Source organism: Edaphocola aurantiacus, assembly GCF_019797745.1.
In the GTDB taxonomy this organism is placed as follows: Bacteria; Bacteroidota; Bacteroidia; order Chitinophagales; family Chitinophagaceae; genus Edaphocola; species Edaphocola aurantiacus.
Genome location: NZ_VOSI01000004.1, coordinates 346,634 through 369,399 on the forward strand (window position 1 = coordinate 346,634; position 22,766 = coordinate 369,399).

18 protein-coding genes are annotated in these 22,766 nt (G+C 44.6%); 13 read left to right on the forward strand and 5 right to left on the reverse strand.

Annotated elements, in window-relative coordinates:
• Window positions 1-405 precede the first annotated feature (405 nt).
• The 4 genes from FTD44_RS13500 to FTD44_RS13515 all read left to right on the forward strand — a co-directional run bounded on the left by FTD44_RS13500 (window position 406) and on the right by FTD44_RS13515 (window position 7,324).
• Window positions 406-2,442 carry an ATP-binding protein gene (locus FTD44_RS13500; protein ID WP_222166933.1) on the forward strand — a complete coding sequence of 679 codons (2,037 nt, stop codon included), beginning with the start codon at window positions 406-408 and terminating at the stop codon, window positions 2,440-2,442.
• 690 nt (window positions 2,443-3,132) lie between these two features.
• The gene (locus FTD44_RS16180; RefSeq protein ID WP_222166934.1) at window positions 3,133-3,786 is read left to right on the forward strand and encodes a response regulator transcription factor; all 654 of its coding nucleotides are present in this window, start codon (window positions 3,133-3,135) and stop codon (window positions 3,784-3,786) included.
• Between the two features lie 220 nt (window positions 3,787-4,006).
• Window positions 4,007-5,275, forward strand: coding sequence for an adenylosuccinate synthase (locus tag FTD44_RS13510; RefSeq protein ID WP_129019694.1), 1,269 nt, complete (start codon window positions 4,007-4,009; stop codon window positions 5,273-5,275).
• Window positions 5,276-5,668: 393 nt separating this feature from the next.
• Entirely contained in the window at window positions 5,669-7,324 is a 1,656-nt protein-coding gene (locus tag FTD44_RS13515) for a T9SS type B sorting domain-containing protein (protein WP_222166935.1), read from the forward strand.
• Window positions 7,325-7,395: 71 nt separating this feature from the next.
• On the opposite strand, the gene FTD44_RS13520 is transcribed toward FTD44_RS13515, so the two are convergent.
• The 4 genes from FTD44_RS13520 to FTD44_RS13535 are packed head-to-tail and all read right to left on the reverse strand — an operon-like array spanning window position 7,396 to window position 11,400.
• The gene (locus tag FTD44_RS13520) at window positions 7,396-8,565 is read right to left on the reverse strand and encodes an ABC transporter permease (RefSeq protein ID WP_222166936.1); all 1,170 of its coding nucleotides are present in this window, start codon (window positions 8,563-8,565) and stop codon (window positions 7,396-7,398) included.
• A gap of 3 nt (window positions 8,566-8,568) precedes the next feature.
• Window positions 8,569-9,528 carry an HlyD family secretion protein gene (locus tag FTD44_RS13525; protein ID WP_222166937.1) on the reverse strand — a complete coding sequence of 320 codons (960 nt, stop codon included), beginning with the start codon at window positions 9,526-9,528 and terminating at the stop codon, window positions 8,569-8,571.
• Window positions 9,529-9,531: 3 nt separating this feature from the next.
• On the reverse strand, window positions 9,532-10,944 hold the full coding sequence (locus FTD44_RS13530) for a TolC family protein (RefSeq protein WP_222166938.1): 1,413 nt from the start codon (window positions 10,942-10,944) through the stop codon (window positions 9,532-9,534).
• 3 nt (window positions 10,945-10,947) lie between these two features.
• A complete protein-coding gene (locus FTD44_RS13535; protein WP_222166939.1) occupies window positions 10,948-11,400 on the reverse strand; it encodes a MarR family winged helix-turn-helix transcriptional regulator in 453 nt (150 codons plus the stop codon).
• Window positions 11,401-11,592: 192 nt separating this feature from the next.
• On the opposite strand from FTD44_RS13535, the gene FTD44_RS13540 reads away from it, so the two are divergent.
• From FTD44_RS13540 to frr, 5 genes are all read left to right on the forward strand, one after another.
• Complete coding sequence (locus tag FTD44_RS13540; protein WP_222166940.1) at window positions 11,593-13,986, forward strand: penicillin acylase family protein; 2,394 nt, start codon at window positions 11,593-11,595, stop codon at window positions 13,984-13,986.
• Between the two features lie 24 nt (window positions 13,987-14,010).
• Entirely contained in the window at window positions 14,011-14,373 is a 363-nt protein-coding gene (locus FTD44_RS13545) for a hypothetical protein (protein WP_222166941.1), read from the forward strand.
• 1 nt (window position 14,374) lies between these two features.
• The gene (locus FTD44_RS13550) at window positions 14,375-15,379 is read left to right on the forward strand and encodes a cation diffusion facilitator family transporter (protein WP_222166942.1); all 1,005 of its coding nucleotides are present in this window, start codon (window positions 14,375-14,377) and stop codon (window positions 15,377-15,379) included.
• Window positions 15,369-16,223, forward strand: a complete 855-nt coding sequence (gene prmC, locus FTD44_RS13555) for a peptide chain release factor N(5)-glutamine methyltransferase (RefSeq protein WP_222166943.1) — start codon at window positions 15,369-15,371, stop codon at window positions 16,221-16,223. The genes FTD44_RS13550 and prmC overlap by 11 nt, the downstream gene beginning before the upstream one ends.
• Window positions 16,224-16,303: 80 nt before the next feature.
• Entirely contained in the window at window positions 16,304-16,867 is a 564-nt protein-coding gene (frr, locus tag FTD44_RS13560; protein WP_246625439.1) for a ribosome recycling factor, read from the forward strand.
• 70 nt (window positions 16,868-16,937) lie between these two features.
• On the opposite strand, the gene FTD44_RS13565 is transcribed toward frr, so the two are convergent.
• Window positions 16,938-17,261, reverse strand: coding sequence for a hypothetical protein (locus FTD44_RS13565; RefSeq protein ID WP_222166944.1), 324 nt, complete (start codon window positions 17,259-17,261; stop codon window positions 16,938-16,940).
• A gap of 244 nt (window positions 17,262-17,505) precedes the next feature.
• On the opposite strand from FTD44_RS13565, the gene lysS reads away from it, so the two are divergent.
• The 4 genes from lysS to FTD44_RS13585 all read left to right on the forward strand — a co-directional run bounded on the left by lysS (window position 17,506) and on the right by FTD44_RS13585 (window position 22,672).
• On the forward strand, window positions 17,506-19,227 hold the full coding sequence (gene lysS, locus FTD44_RS13570; protein WP_222166945.1) for a lysine--tRNA ligase: 1,722 nt from the start codon (window positions 17,506-17,508) through the stop codon (window positions 19,225-19,227).
• A 681-nt stretch (window positions 19,228-19,908) separates the two neighbouring features.
• The gene (gene galE, locus FTD44_RS13575; protein ID WP_222166946.1) at window positions 19,909-20,937 is read left to right on the forward strand and encodes a UDP-glucose 4-epimerase GalE; all 1,029 of its coding nucleotides are present in this window, start codon (window positions 19,909-19,911) and stop codon (window positions 20,935-20,937) included.
• Window position 20,938: 1 nt separating this feature from the next.
• On the forward strand, window positions 20,939-21,346 hold the full coding sequence (locus FTD44_RS13580; protein ID WP_222166947.1) for a thiol-disulfide oxidoreductase DCC family protein: 408 nt from the start codon (window positions 20,939-20,941) through the stop codon (window positions 21,344-21,346).
• Window positions 21,347-21,361: 15 nt separating this feature from the next.
• Window positions 21,362-22,672, forward strand: a complete 1,311-nt coding sequence (locus FTD44_RS13585) for a methylmalonyl-CoA mutase family protein (protein ID WP_222166948.1) — start codon at window positions 21,362-21,364, stop codon at window positions 22,670-22,672.
• The last annotated feature ends 94 nt before the right edge of the window (window positions 22,673-22,766 follow it).

The following is a 22,766-nucleotide window of genomic DNA, read 5'->3' on the forward strand; positions in this document are numbered from 1 at the left end:
ATTGTATTGTTCAGAAAATACCTAATTATTGGTATTAGACCCGACTATAAAATGATCCACTTTTGTACTACTATTTAAAGTAAGTAGTGCTCTTCATGTACAGTCAGGTTTCCTGAATCTTCAGGAAACCTTTTAAAAGCCGAATGTTTAATACCCGCATTGACATAAGGAAAGGGAGCATACCTGCTGTTGCATAACTACAGATAAGTCAGGAAGTATATTGAATAATAGTCGATTCCTAGAGTAGAGTGTTTGTTTTTAGTAGAGGTTCATAAGTTTCCTGATTCCTCAGGGAACTTTTTTATACCTGGCTGGTTTGATGTGAGGTGCACAATAACGCTTATCAATATGTATCGGTATTGAAATATATTAAATTAAGGTTTACTTTAGAATCAAAGTGTGCTTATGAATTTATTGCTTCGCTTCTGTTTAACAGTACTTGCTGGTATTTTATGTTCCGCATTATTCCTGCCGCCGATACCAGCATCTGCACAATTAAGTCAGGCTACTTACGATGCCCTGCCACCGGTTTTAAAGCCCCAGCACAGATCATTGGTTACATTTAATGAACTGACGAAGATTTTAAATGATTTCAGGACGGATGATAGTAAGGTGACTAAAGATTTAACGGCACTGTGCCTGCAGAAAATACCGTTTTATGCTACGATTTTGGATAGAAGCAAGCGTTCTGATTTTCTTTTTGTTTCGGTATACTGGCTATTTAATCAACGGTATGATATACCCGAGCAAAGAACGCTGATCTATCAATATATTGATACGTTGATTAGTGAAGTACAATCTGCACCAGATCTACATCTGGATAAAGAAGGAAAACTGGGAATTTGCTATATGCTCAAAGGGGGCTTATATGCAGAGGATAATAAGTATATGGAAAGTTATGAGTCCCATCAAAAGTCTCTGGACATATTTAAAGAGGCAAAGGGAGCATCGGACCTGTCATTTATATCTAATAATTATACCTTATTGGCAGCAATGTACTCATCTCTGTTGTTACATGATGAAAGTATAGCGTATGTTGATAGGGCTTTAGCAACCCTTGACCTCTCTATACCGGTAATAAGGCAGACAAACAAACCCAGTCTCATTATTATAAAAGCAAAACTCTACTTTACCAAATTACTGGAAACAAATAAGGCTGTCTATGCCGATTCCGTCGCTTCTTTAATCCGGTCTATAGATACCAACGATATATATACTTATATAAAACCAGGGCTTTATTGCATAGAGGCTGGACTTGCCTACTGGAACGGGTGCTATGACGAGTCTGTTGCTCATGCAGATGCAGCACTGTCATTTACCAATATAAATGTACCGGAACACCAGATAAACAGTGCTAAAGCATTCAAGGGCTTGAGCTTATTAAAGATGGGGAATCATATTCTGGGACGTAAGGTCCTGGAGAGTATTGATTTTCGGGTAGATTCTAATACGGCACCCATTATGGGTATAATTCTGGAATTACTGGCCACTCACTATAAGGCTGAAGGTAATTATGCTAAAAGCAATGAATATTATACAATGCTTTTGAGATATAAAAATACTGTATTGACGCAAAAATATCAGGGTGAGCTTTTTCAGATCTCCAGAAAATACAATGTTGCTGCCCGGGATGCCGTAATCCATCACCTGAATGCCGAGCAGAAGCTGAATCGCTGGATTATGGGAGCCATCTTGTTTTTTGCCCTGCTGATTATATCTGCATTCTATTTTCGTTATCGCAATAATAAAAAAGAAAAAGTGCTGCTGCTACGCCAGATCGAAGAGCAAACCGAATTCCAGGTGATGAGAATCGAACAGAGTGTACATAAGGTAAAGGAAGAAGAGCGCAGGCGCTTCGGTCAGGAATTACATGATGATTTTGCGGGCAGTCTGGCAGGCATCGTTCATCTTCTGAAAATAAGGGAGGAGGAGGAAAGCGACCTGGAGAAGAAAACCCATCTCAGCGCTATTTACACCGAAGTAGAGGCTGCCTACAGCAGGGCAAGGATGACTGCACATAATACCTACCACACTATTCTAACGGATAATTTCCAACAGATATTGACAAACAATATTCACCTCTTTTTTAACGGCAGCAAAATAAAGTCCAGCGTTTATATTGATGACCTGTCCTCCGGCCTGGATCCGGAACTGCAGATTTCCTTGTTTTTTATTGTTAAAGAAGCGATTACCAATATTATTAAGCATTCCCGTGCACAAAATGTCGATATCCTTATATATGAAGATGAAAGCATGTTAGTGGTACAGATCAAAGATAATGGCAAGGGTATTTATGCACCGGCAACCAAAAGAGGAATCGGCTTGCGCTCTATAGAAGAGCGGGTTAACAAACATGGTGGCAACTACAAATTATTTTCTCCCAATAATATAGGCACCACCCTGGAGGTTATACTGCCCATGTTGCCATGTACTTCGCAGTAAAAATGGATATCTTCAATTCGGTCGATACGACCAAGTGATTCGTACAGAACAGATCGCCTGGCAGCGGAAGTCTTTGTGTTCCGAAAGGATATATTCAATTTTTATTAACTGAGTATCCGCTTAAAGGAAACAAGAACTAATATTATGATTTAAATAGTCTATTTATATCTTTTGCTACCTTTTGCCTTGATGCAAAAGGTACCGCCAAAAAATCAAGGCTGTATAAATCCCTGGCCAAAAATCAATGTGTCGGTCGGTCGCAAACCAGACTCACTGCGCTCAGACAATGGTTTCCGACTTTATCGACCGAGCCAATGATTTTATTAACGCCGGATTTATAAGGCCTTTCGAGCGATCTGTACAGTACGGATCGCGTATTGTTTTCATCACAGCGATAGCCATTTTGGAGTGGAGCTGCGATCGTTGAGCACCGAACGCATCATACATTAAGCTCAGACGATCAATGCACGCAACGGTACAAAATGGCGGTGCCCCGCAATCGCCTTGATGAAAACAGGCATTTTTGGTCCTTTTGTTGCCGGACAAAAGGACGAATAAAATAGTTACCTAAATGCGGATAGTCAGTTTTTATTATTTCATTATACAGACAATGAGCAGTTCGCAAATATGGCCCTATGTCGTTGTGGTTTGGAAATATCTTGGTATCTTGTAGGAAATGATCGGCCGGATATGAAGATTTTAAAACACACGAATAATACTGCTATAGTATTTGATGATCATAAATTATTTGCAGAGGCATTTGCAGGGATCTTGCAAAAATTAGAAGTATTCGAATCCGTATCGGTCGCGGATAATGAGAAAGAATTGAAATTGAGTCTATTCCGTTCTACAGGAAAAGGAGTTACCTATATATTTCTTGATTATTATATTCCAGGTGTTAATGTAAACCATTTAATAAGTGATTTACTAAACCTGTACAGCAATATCCGGATCATAATAGTGAGTAGCCTGTCTCACTCAAAACTCATAGATAAATTAATTAAAGGGAAGCTACACGGTTTTATGAGTAAAACAGCAGGTCTGACAGAGCTGGCCAACTGCATCCGTACTGTTTCGGAAGGCAGGTTTTATATCTCCGATGACCTGGCCGGCAAACTCCGTGCAGATGCTCTTGTACAGGACATCGATTTCACCTCAAGAGAATTCCAGGTGCTGGAGTGTATCGTAAAGGGCTATAGCATTGCTAAAACAGCCGAGACCTTATTTATCAGCACACATACCGTAGTCGTTCATCGCCGCAATATGATGAAGAAAGCATCTTGTAATTCGGTGATCGAGTTACTGGCTTTTGCTTCCGATATGGGCATTATTGAGCGTATTTAAGGATAAAATCTTCATTCTGGAAATACCAGGGCACAAAACAGGATTGCCCGATGCGATGCTTATAACCTGAAGATGCGGCCGTGTCTGCTCTTGCCACTTTTGCGGGTTCAGGCTACGAGCGCATTTTGCTGTGTTTCAAAGGAAACCTTATGATCTTGTTGATAAAAATACTTTTTTACCCCAAAAGTTTCCTTAATTTTGCGCTTTACTTTAATAAGCTATGGTAGATGTATTAATAGGTTTGCAATGGGGCGATGAGGGTAAAGGTAAAATCGTAGATTACCTTGCAGCTCAGTACGAAATTATTGCACGCTTTCAAGGTGGCCCGAATGCAGGCCATACTCTTTACGTAAACGGACAGAAGGTTGTACTGCGTACCATTCCTTCCGGCGTATTCCAGGAAAACAAACTGAACCTTATCGGTAACGGTGTGGTAATTGACCCGGTAACTTTAAAAGAAGAAATCGAAGGGTTGAAAGCACTGGGCGTTCCTGTTGAAGAAAACCTCTTCATCTCTCATAAAGCACACATCATCCTGCCTACGCACAGAGCGCTCGATGCCGCTTCTGAGCATGCAAAAGGTTCTGAAAAGATCGGTTCTACTTTAAAAGGTATCGGTCCGGCTTATATGGATAAGACCGGCAGAAACGGCCTGAGAGTAGGCGATTTAATGGCTTCTGACTGGAAGCAGCGTTATGAAAAATTAAAAGCTAAGCATGTAGAAATGCTGCGTATGTACCAGACCGAAGTCGAATGGCAGGAATGGGAAGCAGCCTTCTTTGAAGCAGTGGCTTACCTGCAGCAATTAAATATTGTGAATGGCGAGTACTGGTTGAATAATCATATTGCCAATGGCAAAAAAGTACTGGCTGAAGGTGCACAAGGCTCTATGCTGGATGTAGACTACGGTACTTACCCGTTCGTTACTTCTTCCAATACCATTACAGCCGGCGTATGTACAGGTCTGGGTATTGCCCCTTCCCAAATCGGTGAGGTATATGGTATTACCAAAGCATACTGTACCCGCGTAGGTAGTGGTCCTTTCCCTACAGAACTGCACGATGAGACCGGAGAAGCGTTACGCAAAGCCGGTAACGAGTTTGGCGCGGTGACTAAACGTCCTAGACGTTGTGGCTGGATCGACCTGGTCGCTTTACGCTATACTATTATGCTGAGCGGCGTTACCCGTCTGATCATTACTAAGGCAGACGTTATGGATGAATTTGAAGAAATCAAAATGGCGACTGCTTATAAAGTAGGCGAAACCGTTACGGAAGAAATGCCTTTTGATATCTGCGATATGGCTATCGAGCCGGTATACCAATCTTTCCCTGGATGGACTGCACAAAAGATCAGTGCATGTACCAGCCTGGAGCACTTACCGGAAACCTTTACCGAGTATTGCAAGTTCATCGAGAACTACCTGGGCACCAGAGTACAATATGTATCTAATGGTACCGGTAGAGATAACCTGATGAAGTTTTTCTAAAAACAGCAATTACATACAATATATAATAAATATAGCCCGGCAATATGCCGGGCTATATTTATTATATGCCTATGCTCAGCAGGGTATTTTTTTGAGTACACATTGTTTAATTATAGTATGTGATTTTGGTATTGTGTGTATTGTAAAAAGATATTTTCCGGCACAGGAACAGGCAAAATGTCAAATGATTTATTTGTCTAATGTATTGTCGTTTCTGTTAAATAAACTATTTACATATTTGTTTTATTCTAAATTTGAATGATGGTGGCCTAATTATCAGCTTATTGTTCGACCTCATTTTTTGCATAATTTGGGCAAATTGCTATGAAATCCAACCAAAGCAGTGTATTTTAGTGTCTTTATTGTTACGGACAACAAAAAATCACTTTCATTATGAAGAGCAAATTTCTACTCATTATTGCTTGCTTTTTAACTACTATCGTGCCCGGAGCTTTTGCTCAGAGTTACACATATACGTTAAATGGCAATCCTATTAATACTACCGGATGGACACTGACCGGAACAGCGTTTAACAACGTTACAGACATTATGCTGAATAATGCCACAACAAGTCAGAACGGAAGTATCTATTATGGCACCCCCCAGAACCTGAGCAGTGCCTGCGACTATTTCAGCGTATCATTCGATTTTAAATTTACGGTTACGCCGGGTGTAGATCCTGCAGATGGCCTTGCATTCTGGTATATTGCAAATCCTCCTTCCGGTACCGTACTGGGTGCAGGTTTGGGTATGCCGGCCAATATGAATGGCTTTGCCCTGATCTTCGATGTATACAGTAATGATAACAATGTAAATCCACCCAATAACCCACTGATTACCCTCAGGAAGTTTACAAATACGGGATATACAGAGGGCGTATATAACGGCCTTATCGGATCTGAAGTATACAACCAGTCTACATTGATCAATGGTAACTGGCATACCTGTACTATGATCTATCAAAGCGGGGTGATGAGCGTGTACCTGGATGGTGCGGCTACGCCAATCATTACAGGAGCCCTGGCTTTAAACAATAACGTAGGTTATTTCGGTTTCTCCGCTTCTACCGGTGCGCTTTATGAAACACATGCTGTTAAGAATGTAATCATCTCCGGTGGTCAGCAACCTGATCCTGTTACGGTTGCAGACCTGAGCTATTGTGTTGGCGCCACTTCAGCACCATTAACCGTTTCTAATACCTTACCAGGTGCTAATATTCACTGGTATACGACCTCTTCCGGTGGTACCAGCAGCAGCACTGCTCCTACACCAAATACCAGTACATCAGGTACCACTACATGGTGGGTAACGCAAAGTGCTGCAGGTTGTGCTATTGAGAGCCAGCGTGTGCCGATTACCGTTACGGTTAATCCTGCCCCTGAAATGTCTATAAGCCCTGCATATGCAGAGATCTGTAAAGGAACACCATTATTACTGACTGCAGTAGGTGCCCCTAATATTACCTGGACGCCTCCTGATGGGTTAAGTGCTACTACTGGTGCTTCTGTTGTGGCTAATCCGGTACAAAGTACTACTTATCGTGCCATCGGCACTACGCCGCAGGGTTGTAAGGATACCGGTATCATGACCGTTAAAGTTATACCTAGCTATAATAAAACACTGAACATCACCATCAATGAAGGCGAAAGCTATAAGTTTGGTGATATGGAGCTGATGGATCCGGGTACTTATAAAGGAAGCTTCCTGTCTTCACTGGGTTGTGACAGTACCGTTACCATTAACCTGACCGTAGATTACAAAGATAAAAAGACAATGTTCCCGAATGCCTTTACGCCAAACGGCGACGGACGTAACGATTACTTTGCACCACTGAGCAATTATCCTAACCTGATCACTATTGAAGAGTTTGATATCTTCAACAGATGGGGTCAACTGGTGTACAGCGCTTACGGATCTAAAGCACAAAGCGGATGGGACGGAACCTTCAATGGTAAAGTGACTGATGCAGGTGTGTATTACTATTATGCACGCATGCGTACCAGAGATGGTGTAGAAGAGTTTAAAGGAGAAGTTACTTTATTCAGATAGATTTTTTAAGATCAAAAAGGAAAGGCTATACAATATGTATAGCCTTTTTTTGTTTTGTTTTTAGCACTCTTTTATTTTTTAACCACCTCCGCTTTCAGCACTTTGCGCTTCTTGATGTGCAGTGCGATAAAGGATAATACAAAACCGATCACCGCAATCAGGGCTAGTTTACCGATGTATGGATAAGTCAGGTCTGCTGCACCGTTTTCAATGATCAGGATACGGAAGGCAGGCAGGAAATGGGTCAGGGGAATGATGTCTGCAATAGCCTGTATCCAGCCGGGCATCTGGCTCAGGGGCCAGGTAAAACCGGAGAGGATAAAGCTCGGCGTGGCTACAACCATAAGGATCTCCGTTGCCTTAAGCTGATTCGGGATCAGTATACTGAACAGGATACCCATAAAACATACCGCCAGTACAAATACACCTGCAATAAGGGTCAGTGTACCCAGGTTATGATCGAAAGGGATACGGAACCATTTGGTAAAGCCCCAGTACATCATCCATATTCCGAAACTCATGACCAGGTAAGGAATCACCTTTACCCAAAGCAGCATAAACGTGGATTTCGATTGTTTCACCAGGTCGATAAAGGTACCTTTCTCAAACTCGGCGGCGAAAGAAAGGGCTAGTCCTAATAGCAACACCTGTTGTAGTACCGTAGCCAGGATACCCGGCCACAGAAAGTACATATAATTGGTCGAGCGGTTGAACTTTTTGATGAACGTAGTGCGGAACGGTTCGTATTGGCTCAGCAGTAATTGCTCCGGCGTGCCTTGCTTTCTTAAGGTTTCCATCTGCATGCCAGCTTTCAATGTACCCAGACATACCTGTATGGCCGTAGAAGCATAGTTGGCCGTAAGTACGTTAGACGTATTCACAATAGTAGTGATCTCGGGGTATCGTTTGGTCAGTACACCATTCTCAAAACCTTCTGGAATAATCACAATACAGGCCGCTTCTTTTTCAATCGCCAGACGGTTCAGCTGGTTTTCATCAAACTGTAGTGAAGCGATGTGCAATACCTCGTTATCTTCCATCATTTCTATAGCCTTACGGCTCATACGGCTCTGATCATGGTCTACCACGATGATCGGCAGATCGGTCACCTTACCCTTGCTGTACACATAGCCCAGCAGGAGACCATACATTAATGGCGCACCGATAAACAGCATACGCAGTACCTTGTTCTGCCAGAACATGCCGAACTCTCTGCGTAATAATTTCAAAAATGTCTTCATGATTTATGGAGCTAAGATTACAGTAGATTTTGTGTATAGTTTTGCAGCATCTTCGGGCTGCTGCGGCTTAACGATCACCTCATACAGCGATTCCTGCATATCATAGTCGGGATAAGCCGTAGCGATATTAGCATAGGCCCCGATCTGTTTTACCTGTTTGATGGTCCCGGTAATGCTCTTGTTGTCCAGGTAGGGTACGGTTACTTTAATTGTACTTCCGGTCTGGTATATTTTCAGTTGTTTTTCCGGTATGGTAAAGCGGAAGTAAGTAGATTCCAGCAGTGAACCCGTAACCAGTGTATAACCCGGCAAGGCCAGCTCTCCCGTCTTCAGGGTAATGCCCTCTATGCGCATATCCTGAGGCGCTATAATATACCGTTCCTTATCAGCAACAGCCACTTCCTGCAAGGCACCCAGGGCACGGTCCTGCTGGCCCAGCGCCATGGTCTGCTGTTCGATGCGCACACCATTCTGTACATCTGCAATTTCTGCATCTACAGCAATCAGCTGCGCCTTTGCACCCTGGTATTTGGCATAGACCTCATCATACTGTTGTTGCGGAATCAAAGAGTCTTTCACCATAGCCCCCAGACGATCAATAGATTTCTGTGCAAAATCGTATTGCTCTTTTAAAGCCTGTTTCTTGGCCTGTAATTGTTTCAGCTGATTGCCGGTCGCCCCGTGTACCGTCATCTGGTACTGCGCCTCCGCAGAGGTCACCGCACCTTCGGCCTGCGCTTTTTTAGCCGCCACTTCCGGTATATCCAGTATTGCCAGGGTATCGCCCTTGTGTACAAAATCACCTTCCTGAACCTTCAGTACCGATATGCGTCCGGCGATCTTGCTCACCACTGCTACCTGGTCCCGTTCTACCTTGCCTTGTACCGGTTTTACAGTATCCTTATTATTGCCACAGGAGGCCAGGGTCAGCGCACCTGCTATGTATAAAATATATTGTTTCATGATTTATTTTGTTTGAAGAGATGATTGTAAAGTACCGGTTGCAGCATACGTATCCAGTGCTGCCTGACGTTCCTCGATCAGGGTATTGATCTTGTTCAGGCGGGATTGATACATATCTGTTTCGGCAGAGAGGCGTTCGGTAACATTGATCAGGCCTGCTTTGTATTGTTTCTCCGCCATAGTAAGGTTGTTGCTTGCAACCTTTTCTCTCTGGTCGGCAAGGTCAATCTGGCGAAGTAAAGTCTCATAACGGGCCTTATTGTTTTCGAGTTGCAGTTTCATTTTCTGCTTTGTATCATTAAGCTTCAGGTCTACCTGGTCGATATTGATTTTGGCCGCTTCAATTTTATGTTTGCGTTCAAATCCGCCAAACAGTTCCCATTTAAAAGCCAGACCCACCATCCAGTTCGGACTTAAAGTAGCCTCATTCAATCGCAGGTTCATATTATAGTTATAAGCCGTACCATTCAGGGCTGTTAAAGGAATTGTTGCGGACGTGCTGCCGTTAAATAAAGAGGCATAACTGTACGATCCGAAGGCACCCAGGGTAGGGAGCAGAGATCCTTTTTCCTTTTTCAATGCATAGGTATATGCCTCACGGAAAGAAGATAGCGCTTTGGCCTCTGCCCTGTTTTCTGTACTCAGCGCAGCCAGGTCCGGAATCATGATCGGATGCACCTCGTACACCACCGCAGCAATCTGTGCCTCATCATAACCACACAGGTCACCGATCTTCTGCATCAGCACTTTTCGTTTGCCTGAGAGTTCCACCTGGCGCGTTTCCAGTTCCAGGCCGGCCAGTTTTATTTTGTCCCGGTCATAAGGAATGGCCAGTCCCAGCGATATGGCTTTCTCCACCCGTTCCTGTTCCTTGTCCAGTCTTTTACGGCTTTCCGCAATCAGCTGATCAGCCTCATCCAGTAAGCGTAATTGGTCAAATACAAAGATTACTTCTTTAATCACCGCATCTTTCTTCGGTTCCAGCAGGTAAGTGCTGCCTTTGGCCTTGGCCTCCATAGCTTTGGCACCATTATATATCTGTCCGCCGCTGAAAAGAACCGCTTTGGCCGTAACACCACCGTAAAACACCTGTCCCTGGTTTTGGAACGTTTGTTTGCCATCGAAAATGGTATTGCCTGTCAGGGGCAGGGTAGCCGCAGGAATATCAATAGTCAGATCATTGTCCAGGTAGCTGTACAAGGCACTGGCCTCAACACGGGGAATGTATTTGTTCCATACGCCCTTGCGTTCCAGTTCCATCTTCTCCAGTTCCAGGCGCTCCGTGTTTAAGTCTGTACTCAGGCTCAGGGCTGCATGAACAGCCTCCTGCAGGGAAGGACTTAATACCGGTTGTGCCTGTGCAGTATTCATGCTTATACCGGCAATGATCATACTGCTTAATAAATACTTTTTCATAATTTATTTATGTGCATCTATATTTTCGTAAATAGTAGCAAATACCTCTTTCACCGTAAGTAATTGTGCTTCAGTCAGGCCATGGGTAAGGGTTTCCAGGGTTTTATTGGCCACCGGCATAATCTTATCCTCAAGAGCTTTGCCTTTTTCGGTAAGGACGATAATATTCAGGCGGCGGTCTTTGGCATCCGGCTGACGGCTGATATAACCATCCTTCTCCAGGTTATCGATCAGGCGGGTAGTGCTGGGTTTGTCCCTTCCGGTTTCATCTGCAATTGTCTGCTGCGATACACCATCCTGTTTCCATAAAACCACCAGTATCGTCCATTGTTCCCGGGTCAGCCCTATATCATTCGCTTTGAACTGCTGTCCAAGAAAGCGGCTCACATGCATGAATATGCGCCCGGTGAGCAGGTTATGACGGTCTTCTGTCGAGATGATATGTTTGGTATCCATAATTATAGTTGTTTATGCAACTACAAAATTAGAGATAAAAATGATTGCATAGACAACTATTTGTTTAAAATAATGTTAAAGCCATTTTTGGAGCAGATCGAAAGGGCCGGAATACAAATGCGGAACAGGATAAATAAAAACTGTGAAAGCTGTGCCCAATCATTATCTTTGTGCATAAGCAAACTATATCCTATGCGTCGTATACTACTGGCTGCAATAGCACTGTTGCTGAGTGCTGCATGGATCTTTTTCCTGAACAATCACTGGGGTAGCACCCCGCCATTAGGCAAATTCTTCGGACCGGTAAAAGGTTTCTGGAAGAATGCTGTTGCCGTTACGGAAGATGGCCGGGAAATGCACATCCCCCAGCAAGAGTTACGCAGTAATGTTGATGTTACTTTTGATCAGCGGCTGGTACCGCATATAGCAGCACAGAATGATGCAGACCTGTACTTTGCGATGGGTTACGTTCATGCGTATTATCGTTTATGGCAGATGGATATGCAGGCCCGGGCTGCCGGAGGCCGCCTGAGCGAGGTAGCAGGACGGAAAACACTGGAATATGATCGCCTGCAGCGCAGGAAAGGAATGGTCTTTGCCGCTAAGAATGCCCTCAAAATGATGGAGCAGGATGCACAGACCAAAGCCATGCTGGATAATTATACCAGGGGAGTAAACACCTACATCGCTTCGCTGAGGCTGATGGATTATCCCTTCGAATATAAAATGATGGATTTTAAGCCGGAAGAATGGACTAACCTGAAATCGGTACTCATCATCAAGTTTATGGCTGATAAGCTGACCGGCTACTCCGACGATATTGCCTATTCTTACCTGAAAAAGATCTTTCCGCAGGAGCAGTTCGATCTGCTGTACCCGGAGAAGGTACAGGGCAGCAGCCCGGTCATTCCCGCAGGTACTCATTTTCCGGCCCCTTCACAGATGCCGGCCATCACTCCCGCAGCTAAGTTATGGGCGACCTTTACCCTTAAAGATTCTTTGGTTGCCAGTGCCGGCTACCAGGACGAACGTAATACCGGTATCGGGTCCAATAACTGGGCGATCAGCGGGCAGCGTACCAAATCTGGTGGCGCCATCCTGTGCAATGACCCGCACCTGCAGCTCAATCTGCCTTCTTTATGGTACGAAGTGCAGCTGACAGCTCCGGGTATCAATAGCTATGGGGTTAGCTTTCCGGGTATCCCCTCTGTGGTTATAGGATTCAATGACAGCATAGCCTGGGGCTTTACCAACAATGCCCGTGATGTAAAAGATTATTATGAAATAAAGCAGGCCGCCGATCCGCGTTATTATATCTACGATGAGCAGGAAGTGCCATATAATTTCAGTCGCGAAGAGATTTATATCCGCGACGAAGACAATGCATACATAGATTCGGTGCGGTACACCATACAGGGACCGGTGCAGTATGACAGCAGCTTTCCCGATCCTATGCATTCCGGCAAATTACTGGCCATGCAATGGATGGCGCATCGCCCTTCCAATGAGCTCAAGGCTTTTTATGGTCTGAACCGTGCAGAGAATTATGAAGCCTTTACCAGTGCCATCAATAATTTTACCTGTCCGGCACAGAACTTTGCCTATGCAGACAGACATGGAAATATTGCCCTTTGGGCACAGGGCCGTTTCATTAATAAATGGAAAGACCAGGGTAAATATGTGATGAACGGAAGTGTCAGCAAAACGATCTGGGGTAATGATATTCCTATGAAGGATAACCCGCACGTATGGAACCCGGAGCAGGGTTATGTAGCCAGTGCGAATCAGAATGTTACGGACAATACTTATCCCTACTGGTACAACGGCGATTTTGCAGAGTGGCGGGGCTGGTACCTGAATCGTACACTACAGCAATGGCTGTCCGACTCTGCGCGCAGCATCGGTGTCGAAGATATGATGCAGCTGCAGAACAGCGCATACTCTATGCTGGCAGAGCAGCTATACCCGGCCATGCAATTGTATGTACCACAACTGAAATGGGAAGATCAGCAACATCCTTATCTCCTGAGTAAGGATAGTAAAGACGCTACCTTCTTTCATATACTCTGGTATACTTTAGGACGCAATATATGGCAGAGCAGCCTGGGGCGCTATCCTGCACTGGTGCGACCGGACGATGCCGTAACATTGCAGTTGCTGCTGCATGATACTGTAGCTGCGAATAAGCCTATACTGGAAACCATCGCGGGTAAGGCAATGGGCGCCCTGGTACAGGAAAGCTATAAGCAGGCTACAGATAGTTTTGAAAAAATAAAAGCCGCAAATGGTGGTGCCTGGTACCTGTCTAAACAGACTACAGTGAAGCACCTGAGCGAGCAGGCAGCTTTCAGCTTTACCAACCTGGCTACCGGCGGTGATTATAATACGCTGAATGCGATGCAGGGGCGTAAAGGTCCCAGCTGGAGAATGGTTGTGGATATGGATCCGAACGGCATCAAGGCCTATGGTATATATCCCGGTGGGCAAAGCGGGCATCCCGGCAGTAAGTTTTATAGCGCTTATATGCAACAATGGGCAGACGGAACCTATAACCAGCTGACCTTCTATCCTAAAAACAGTAAATAAGATATTATGCGGTTTTTTATCATTATGCTGATAACAGCGCTGGCATCAGCCCTGTTATTACATTTTCTCCCCTGGTGGGTATCGATGGTGATTGCCTTCCTGATGGTATTGCTCTTGCCTTTACGCATGGGACCGGCTATTTTGTCGGCAGCTCTGGGCGTGGGGCTTTGCTGGCTGGTAATCGCCCTGTTCCGTGATATCGGTAACGAGCATATCCTCAGCCGGCAGATTGCGGTATTGATGGGCGTACCCTCATACCTCTTTGTCGTATGCATTACCGGCCTTATAGGCTTTATTTCCGGTGCCCTGGGTGGATTTACAGCCAGCGCACTAAACCGTATTTTACGTCCGGGGCAAATGGCTCCGCGTACAACAAGTAATCATTAATATGAATAATAATCCGGTGCGTATACAACGCAATATAGCCTTCCTCGCTATATTTTTACTAGCCTTCAAAATGGTCGCCTGGTTACTGACGGGTTCTGTAGCCATTTTTACCGATGCACTGGAGAGTATTGTCAATGTAGTTGCCGGCCTCTTCGGCTGGTACAGCCTCTGGCTTGCCGCCAAGCCCCGAGATGCCAATCATCCTTATGGTCATGGTAAGGTCGAGTTTATCTCGGCAGCTATAGAAGGTACCCTGATCTCCATAGCCGGGCTGGTCATCATCATCGAGTCGATAAAAGGCTTAGGTAAGCCACATACCTTACAGAAACTGGATATAGGGCTGGTACTGGTGGCCTTTACAGCAGTAGTCAATTATATTGTGGGCACCTATGCCGTCAATACCGGTAAGAAGAATCGCTCTGTCACAATGGAGGCCAGTGGCCGTCATCTGCGTACCGATACCTATTCTACCATAGGTATTGTTGTCGGGCTGGTGTTGATCCGGTTTACCGGCTGGTTGTGGCTGGATGCAGTGGTGGCCATTGTTTTTGCTATTATTATATTAGTCACCGGGTACCGGGTATTACGCAATTCGATTTCGGGCATTATGGATGAGGCCGATATGAGCCTGCTGGAAGAGGTGATTACTTATATAAATGAGCACCGCCGCCAGGCCTGGATCGATCTGCATAACCTGCGCATCATACGCTATGGCAATATTTTACACCTGGACGGACACCTTACCGTACCCTGGTACTATACTGTAGTGCAGGCACACGAAGAGATGAAGGCCCTGGAAGACCTGGTTGTGGATAAATACGGGACTACCGTAGAGTTGTTTATACACCTCGATCCCTGCGAGCCCTTTTCCTGTCCCTTGTGTACCATAGAGCATTGCACCGTACGCAAAGCCCCATTCCGCTACAGGATAGAATGGGATATAGATAATGTAATGAAGAATAGTAAACACCTCCTGGAGGGAGACCGTCTGACCCATGACAATTAAATCAGCCTCACAATATATAGCAGACCAGTTAGCCGATCTGTACGAAGCAGGGGAGGCACAGGCCATTGCAGGCTGGGTTATAGAAGACCTTACGGGTCTGGATACACTTTCCTTAAGAATGCAGCGGGAAGATACGCTTACGCAAACACAGCTTGATCGTATGGAAGCCTGTCTGCAGCAACTGCGGCAATATATCCCTGTACAATATGTGCTGGGTAAAAGTTATTTCTTTGGATATACCTTTGTGGTAAGTCCTGCGGTATTGATTCCGCGGCCGGAGACCGAAGAGCTGGTAGACCTCGTATTGCAATATGTACGCCATCGTGCCGGAGCGCCTTTGCGTGTGCTGGAGGTCGGAGCAGGTAGCGGCTGCATCAGCATCGCTTTAAAGAAGCAGGCGCCTCAGCTGGATATTACCGCAGTAGATATTGCCACCGATGCACTGGCTATTGCACGGCAGAATGCAGCAGGTCTGCAGGCTGAAGTCAACTTTATAGAATGTGATTTTCTGGATGGGGCACAATGGCCCGGATTGGGAACTTTTGACATCATTGTCAGTAATCCGCCTTATATTACAGCGCAGGAGCAGGAAGCCATGCAGGTACATGTACTGGATCAGGAACCACATACGGCACTTTTTGTGACCGATGGCGATCCGCAGCAGTTTTACCGCAAGATCGCTCATTTTGCAGAGACTCATTTGCAGGCGGGTGGGGCCGTTTTCCTGGAGCTGAACCAGTATTTTGCAGTAGATACAAAGGCCCTGTATAGTGCCGCCGGCTGGCAGGCAGATCTGCTCCGGGACCTGAACGATAATGACCGTATGCTGCGCTGCACCCGATAAAAAATTTCATTTTTGTGGCACATTTTTCTATTTTTGTGCCTATTGAAAGTGATTCAGAACTCATTTACAAAACGAAAACGATGATTGAACTATTAGACGAGGCAGTAGACAGTGCTGCTTCAGGTATGAAAAAAGCCCTGGCACATCTGGATGCTGAATTGTTGAAAATACGCGCTGGTAAAGCATCTCCTGCAATGATCGACGGTATTACCGTTGAGTATTACGGTTCTCCTACGCTGATCAGCCAGGTAGCCAATGTAACTACTCCTGATGCAAGAACGATCTCTATCCAGCCTTGGGAAAAAAACATGATCAGCCCGATTGAGCGTTCAATCATGATGGCTAATATTGGTATGAACCCGCAGAATGATGGTGAAGTAATTCGTCTGTTCCTGCCACCACTTACCGAAGAGCGTCGTAAAGAACTGGTAAAACGCGTGAATGCAGAAGGTGAAACCGCGAAAATTGCGATCAGAAGCAATCGTCGTGATGCATTTGAAACAATCAAAAAACTGCAGAAAGACGGCGTAAGCGAAGATGCTGCGAAAGAAGCAGAGAGCCGCGTACAGGGACTGACCGATAAGAATATCGAGAAAGTAGACCAGGCTTGCAAAGACAAAGACAAAGAGATCATGACGATCTAAGTATACCATATATAAAAGAAGAGGGCTAACCAACGGTTAGCCCTCTTCTTTTATATATGGTGTTGTAATCTTAAAATTTCCGGCCCACCGTCAGTTTGATGATAAGGCCTATAAAGCCAACACTCAGCATCAGTACACCAAGACCCGTCTGGCCTTTAGAGAGGTACATTACCCCTCTCAGGATAAATATAATAGAGATAATGATGGTCCAGGGGCTGGATTTAGTTTGTTTTTCGACCTGTTCGCTTTTTTGCATCAGCGTATTTACCTGCGACAGTTCTTCGTTAGAATAGCCATTGGCCACCAGGTTTTCTTTTATTTCCTTAGCCGAGAAGCCTAAGTCTATCTGCTTCTGAATATCTACAGCCAGGGCTTGCTGTCTTAATTGATCCATGTTGGGGTTTGTTTTACTTTCGGATACAAATGTAGTTTTTTTGTTATAAACTCCAAATAGGACACATAATATATCCTTCGGGTCGGACAGGAATTAGTATTCCCGGACAGGAATACCCGGGCATTTCTATAGATTATTCGCTGTATTTTATAGTTGCGACCAAATTACAGGCCACTTGCCACCGACGTATTAGCAAATTAGCGCTATATTTGCAGTCTTAAATTTTTTAACGTATTCAAAAAATATGCAAGTTCAACACTTATCCGAACAAGAATTAGTGCGCAGAGAGAAATTAAACGCACTAACGCAGGCCGGGATAGAAGCCTATCCTGCGCCACTGTATCCTGTATCTCATTATTCAGAAGACATAAAGAAGCAGTATACAGAGGAGAAGAAGGATGAGTTTGCAGCAGTATGTGTGGCCGGCCGTGTAATGAGCGTGAATAACAAAGGTAAGGCAGGCTTCCTGAAGATACAGGACAGTAAAGGCATCATACAGATATATGTAAAGAAAGAAGAACTGTCTACTGAAGAAGACAGCACCCTTTGGGATGTAGCGATCAAAGGCATTGACCTGGGCGATATCATTGGTATTAAAGGTTATGTATTCGCAACCATGAAAGGTGAGATCTCTGTACATGCACAAGAGTTTACCCTGTTGTCGAAATGCCTGAAACCATTACCTGTAGTGAAAAGAGACGAAGAGGGTAATGTATTTGACGAAGTTACCGATCCTGAATTCCGCTACCGTCAGCGCTATGCCGACCTGATCGTGAATCCGCATATTAAAGAAACATTCCTGAAACGTACCAAAATCATGAATACCATTCGTGATTTCCTGAACGGACAGGGCGCAATAGAAGTAGATACACCGGTATTACAGAACATCCCGGGTGGGGCAGCGGCACGTCCGTTCATTACCCATCACAATGCACTGGATGTACCTTATTACCTGCGTATTGCTAATGAATTATACCTGAAACGACTGATCGTAGGTGGTTTTGACTGGGTATATGAGTTCAGCCGTAACTTCCGTAACGAGGGTATGGACCGTACACACAACCCGGAATTTACCGTGCTGGAATGGTATACCGCATACAAAGATTATTTCTGGATGATGGACATTACCGAGCAGCTGTTTGAGAAAATGGCCATGGCGGTACATGGTACTACCGACGTACCGGTAGGCGATAAGATCATCAGTTTCAAAGCACCGTTCAAACGTATTTCTATCTTCGATTCTATCAAAGAAAATACCGGTATTGATGTAAGTGAAATGAACGAAGAAGGTCTGCGCCAGGTATGTAAAGACCTGAATATCGAAGTTGCCCCTAACATTGGTAAAGGCAAACTGATCGATGAGATCTTTGGAGAAACATCTGAACATACTTACCTGCAACCGACATTCATCATAGACTATCCTGTAGAGATGTCTCCGCTGACGAAGAAACACCGTAGTAAAGAAGGTCTGGTAGAGCGTTTTGAGTTAATGATCAATGGTAAAGAGATTGCAAATGCATATTCTGAGCTGAATGATCCGATCGATCAGCGCCAGCGTTTTGAGGATCAGATGGCACTGATGGAGCGTGGCGATGATGAAGCCATGTTTATCGACCATGACTTCCTGCGTGCACTGGAATACGGTATGCCGCCAACCTCAGGTATCGGTATCGGTATCGACCGTCTGTGTATGCTGCTGACCAATCAGCCGTCTATCCAGGATGTACTGTTCTTCCCTCAGATGAGACCGGAGAAGTTTGACAGTGGCGTTCCATTGAGCGATGAGGCTAAAGCTATTAAAGATATTTTATCTCAACAGGCCGATAAAATAGTACTGGATGCCTTAAAAGCAGAAAGTAAACTGTCCGGTAAGAAATGGGATAAAGGTATTAAAGAACTGACTTCTGCCAATCTCGCTAAAATCGAGAAGAATGAAGAAGGCGTTTTTGTACTGAACAGAGACTAATTTTACAAAACATAATAAAAGATAAGGGCTGCAATTTGCAGCCCTTATCTTTTATTATGTAGTTTATGTTCATTACTATTCTGATAGAGAACAAAAGAGCAATTGTATTTTAATATATTGGGTGTCCGCTTAAAGGAAACAACGTCTAGCATTATGATTTAAGTAGCTTATATATCTATTGCTACCTTTTGCCTTGATGCAAAAGGTAGCGCCAAAAAATCAAGGCTGTATAAATCCCTGGCTAAAAATCAATGTGTCGGCCGGTCGCAAACCAGACTCACTTCGTTCAGACAGTGGTTTGCAACTCTATCGACCGAGCCAATGATTTTATGAACGCCGGATTTATAAGGCCATTTTTAGCGATCTGTATGGTACGGATCGCTTATTGTTTTCATCACAGCGATAGCCATTTTGGTTGGAGCTGCGATCGTTGAGCACCGAACCGATTACACGTTAAGCTCAGACGATCAGTGCACGCAACGGTACAAAATGGCGGTGCTATGCAATCGCCTTGATGAAAACAAAGGCATTTTTGGTCCTTTTGTTGCCGGACAAAAGGACGAATAAAATAGTTACCTAAATGCGGATAGTCAGTTTTAATATTATGTCAACATCAGCCATGACTTTGCGCAGGACTTTTTTATGCTGTATATTTGTGCTGTTAAATTACAATACATCTACATGAGCAAAATATTAGTGACCGGCGGTTGCGGTTATATCGGCAGCCATACCATTGTAGACCTGGTAGATCATGGTTTTGAGGTAATCTCTGCAGACAATCTTTCCCGTGGCTTCGGTGAGATGAATGATAAAGTATCTAAATTATTAGGCAAATCTATTCATAACTACGCAGTAGACCTGAGCGATGCTGCAGCTACCCGTACCATTTTCGAAGCAAATCCTGATATCGAAGGGATCATTCACTTTGCAGCATACAAATCGGTGCCGGAATCAGTAGATGCTCCGCTGATGTATTATAAAAACAATATCGGATCACTGATCAATATACTGGAGTGTGCTAAGGAATTTGGCGTGAAGAATGTCGTATTCTCCTCTTCCTGTTCCGTATACGGCAATGCAGATACGCTGCCGGTTACCGAAACGGCACCCTTAAAAGAGGCAGAATCTCCATACGCTGCTACAAAACAAATGGGAGAGCAGATCTGTGCTGATTTTGTAAAAGGTAATCCCGGTTTCAAAATCGTACTGCTGCGCTACTTCAACCCGGTAGGAGCACATGAGTCTACCCTGATTGGTGAGATGAACCAGCGTCCGGAAAACCTGGTGCCTATCGTTACCCAAACAGCCATCGGTATTCGTTCCGGAATGACGGTATTTGGTGATGATTATGATACCCGCGATGGCTCTTGTGTGAGGGATTATATACATGTAATGGATATTGCCCATGCCCATACACTGGCCCTGCAGAAATCTATAGAAAATGCACTGCCATCAGGCTGTGAGGTCTTTAACCTGGGAACGGGTGAGGGCGTAACCGTACTGGAACTGATCAAAGCTTTTGAATCCGTATCCGGTCTTAAACTGAATTATAACATCGGTCCGCGCAGAGCAGGCGATGTGATTAAAGTATATGCAGACAATACCAAAGCAAAAACCCTGTTGGGCTGGCAGCCTGGTTATGATATAACCACGATGATGCAGACCGCCTGGAACTGGCAACAGGCTCTGGCCAAAGAAACAGCACAATAATATGACAAACGGCATTCCTACTGATCACGCCCTGGTACTCTTTGACGGAGTATGTAATCTCTGCAGCAACAGCGTGCAGCTGATCATTAAGAACGACCGAAAAGATTATTTCCGCTTCGCTTCACTGCAATCTGATCTGGGCGTGGCACTGAAAAAGCAACATAACATAACTGCAGACAGTATCGTGCTGGTCGAAGACGGGAATGTATATACACAATCTTCCGCAGCATTGATGATCGCCCGCAGACTTAATGGAGCATATCCTTTACTGTATGGGTTTATGATCCTGCCACGAATGATCAGGAATACGGTGTATGGCTGGATTGCCCGCAACCGCTATCGCTGGTTTGGCAAAAAAGAGGCTTGCTGGATACCAACTCCCGAGCTGAAAAATAAATTTATTGCATAATAGTTTACATATATAATGGAAGATATTTTAGCAGGGTTCGACCCCGCAGGTGCTGCAGACTGGAAGGCACAACTGACCAAAGATCTGAAAGGAATTACCTTTGAGCAGCTGAGCAGAATCGATGATAATGGCATCACTATAGAGCCGTTCTATACGATTGAAGATGTTGCAGATCATGATACCAAACCTGTATTTGCCCATACCGACTGGAATATTATGGAGCGCATCGTCGTAAACCAGGAGCAGGAAGCCAATAAACTGGCTTTACAAACACTGGCTACCGGCGCCAGCGGACTGATTTTTGAAGTGGCTGCCGAAAATACAGACTGGGCGGCACTACTCAATGGGGTAGAGGTAGCCTATATCCATACCTTCTTTAACCTGCATAATGCAACAGATGCATCTGTAGAGGCATTAACGGCGTACCTGAAAGCGCATAATGCCATGCAGACCACAATAGGTCACGATACTTTATCTGATTATATACAGGCTAAGGCTACAGCCGAGACCTTTGCCACAGCGGTAAACCGCATCACGCAAAGTACAGGGCAGCTGGTCGTTGATGGCAGCCTGTACTATAATGCCGGATCACCGTCGGTATATCAGCTGGGGCTGATTACTGCGCAGGTGAATGAATACCTGCAGGCACTGGCCGATCGCAATGCCTTGAATACAGTAAAACAATTGCATGTGACTGTGGCTACCGGTACTGCATTCTTTGAAGAGATTGCCAAAGTACGCGCTTTAAGACAGCTGTTGCAATTGCTTACTGCACAATACGATATCAATCCGGAAATAGCCATACAGGCGGTAACCGGTACTTTATATAAAGCACCATATGATGCATACAACAACCTGCTGCGCGATACACTGGCCGGTATGGCCGCTGTAATGGGTGGTAGCGATGCCGTGTACATTCTCCCGTTCGATGAAGGGCATTCTAAAGGTAAAGAAGCCTTCAGCAGAAGGATGAGTGTAAACACACAATTGCTGTTTAAAGAAGAAAGTTACCTGCACCATATTGCCGATGTCGCCAATGGTAGTTATTACCTGGAGACACTAACTGCTGAGATGGGTACTAAAGGCTGGGATGTCTTTAAAGAGATTGAGGCTGCAGGAGGATTTATACAATCATTTAATGAGGGTATACTGACCGAAAAGGTAGCAGCACAGGCGGCAGATCTGCTGGAGCGTTACCGTAATGGAAGCCTGGTATGGATCGGGATGAACAAGTATCCTAATCAGGTAGATATGCCACAACCGGCACCGGTACCGCAACACAAGCAGCCGGGTATATACCCGTTAAGCCTGGCTACAATAATATAATTCACTATATCGTGATAAAATTATTGTAGTATAAACTTGCATTTTAAAAAAATGCGTTATATATTCGGGGGAATTACAACAAAACAATCACTCA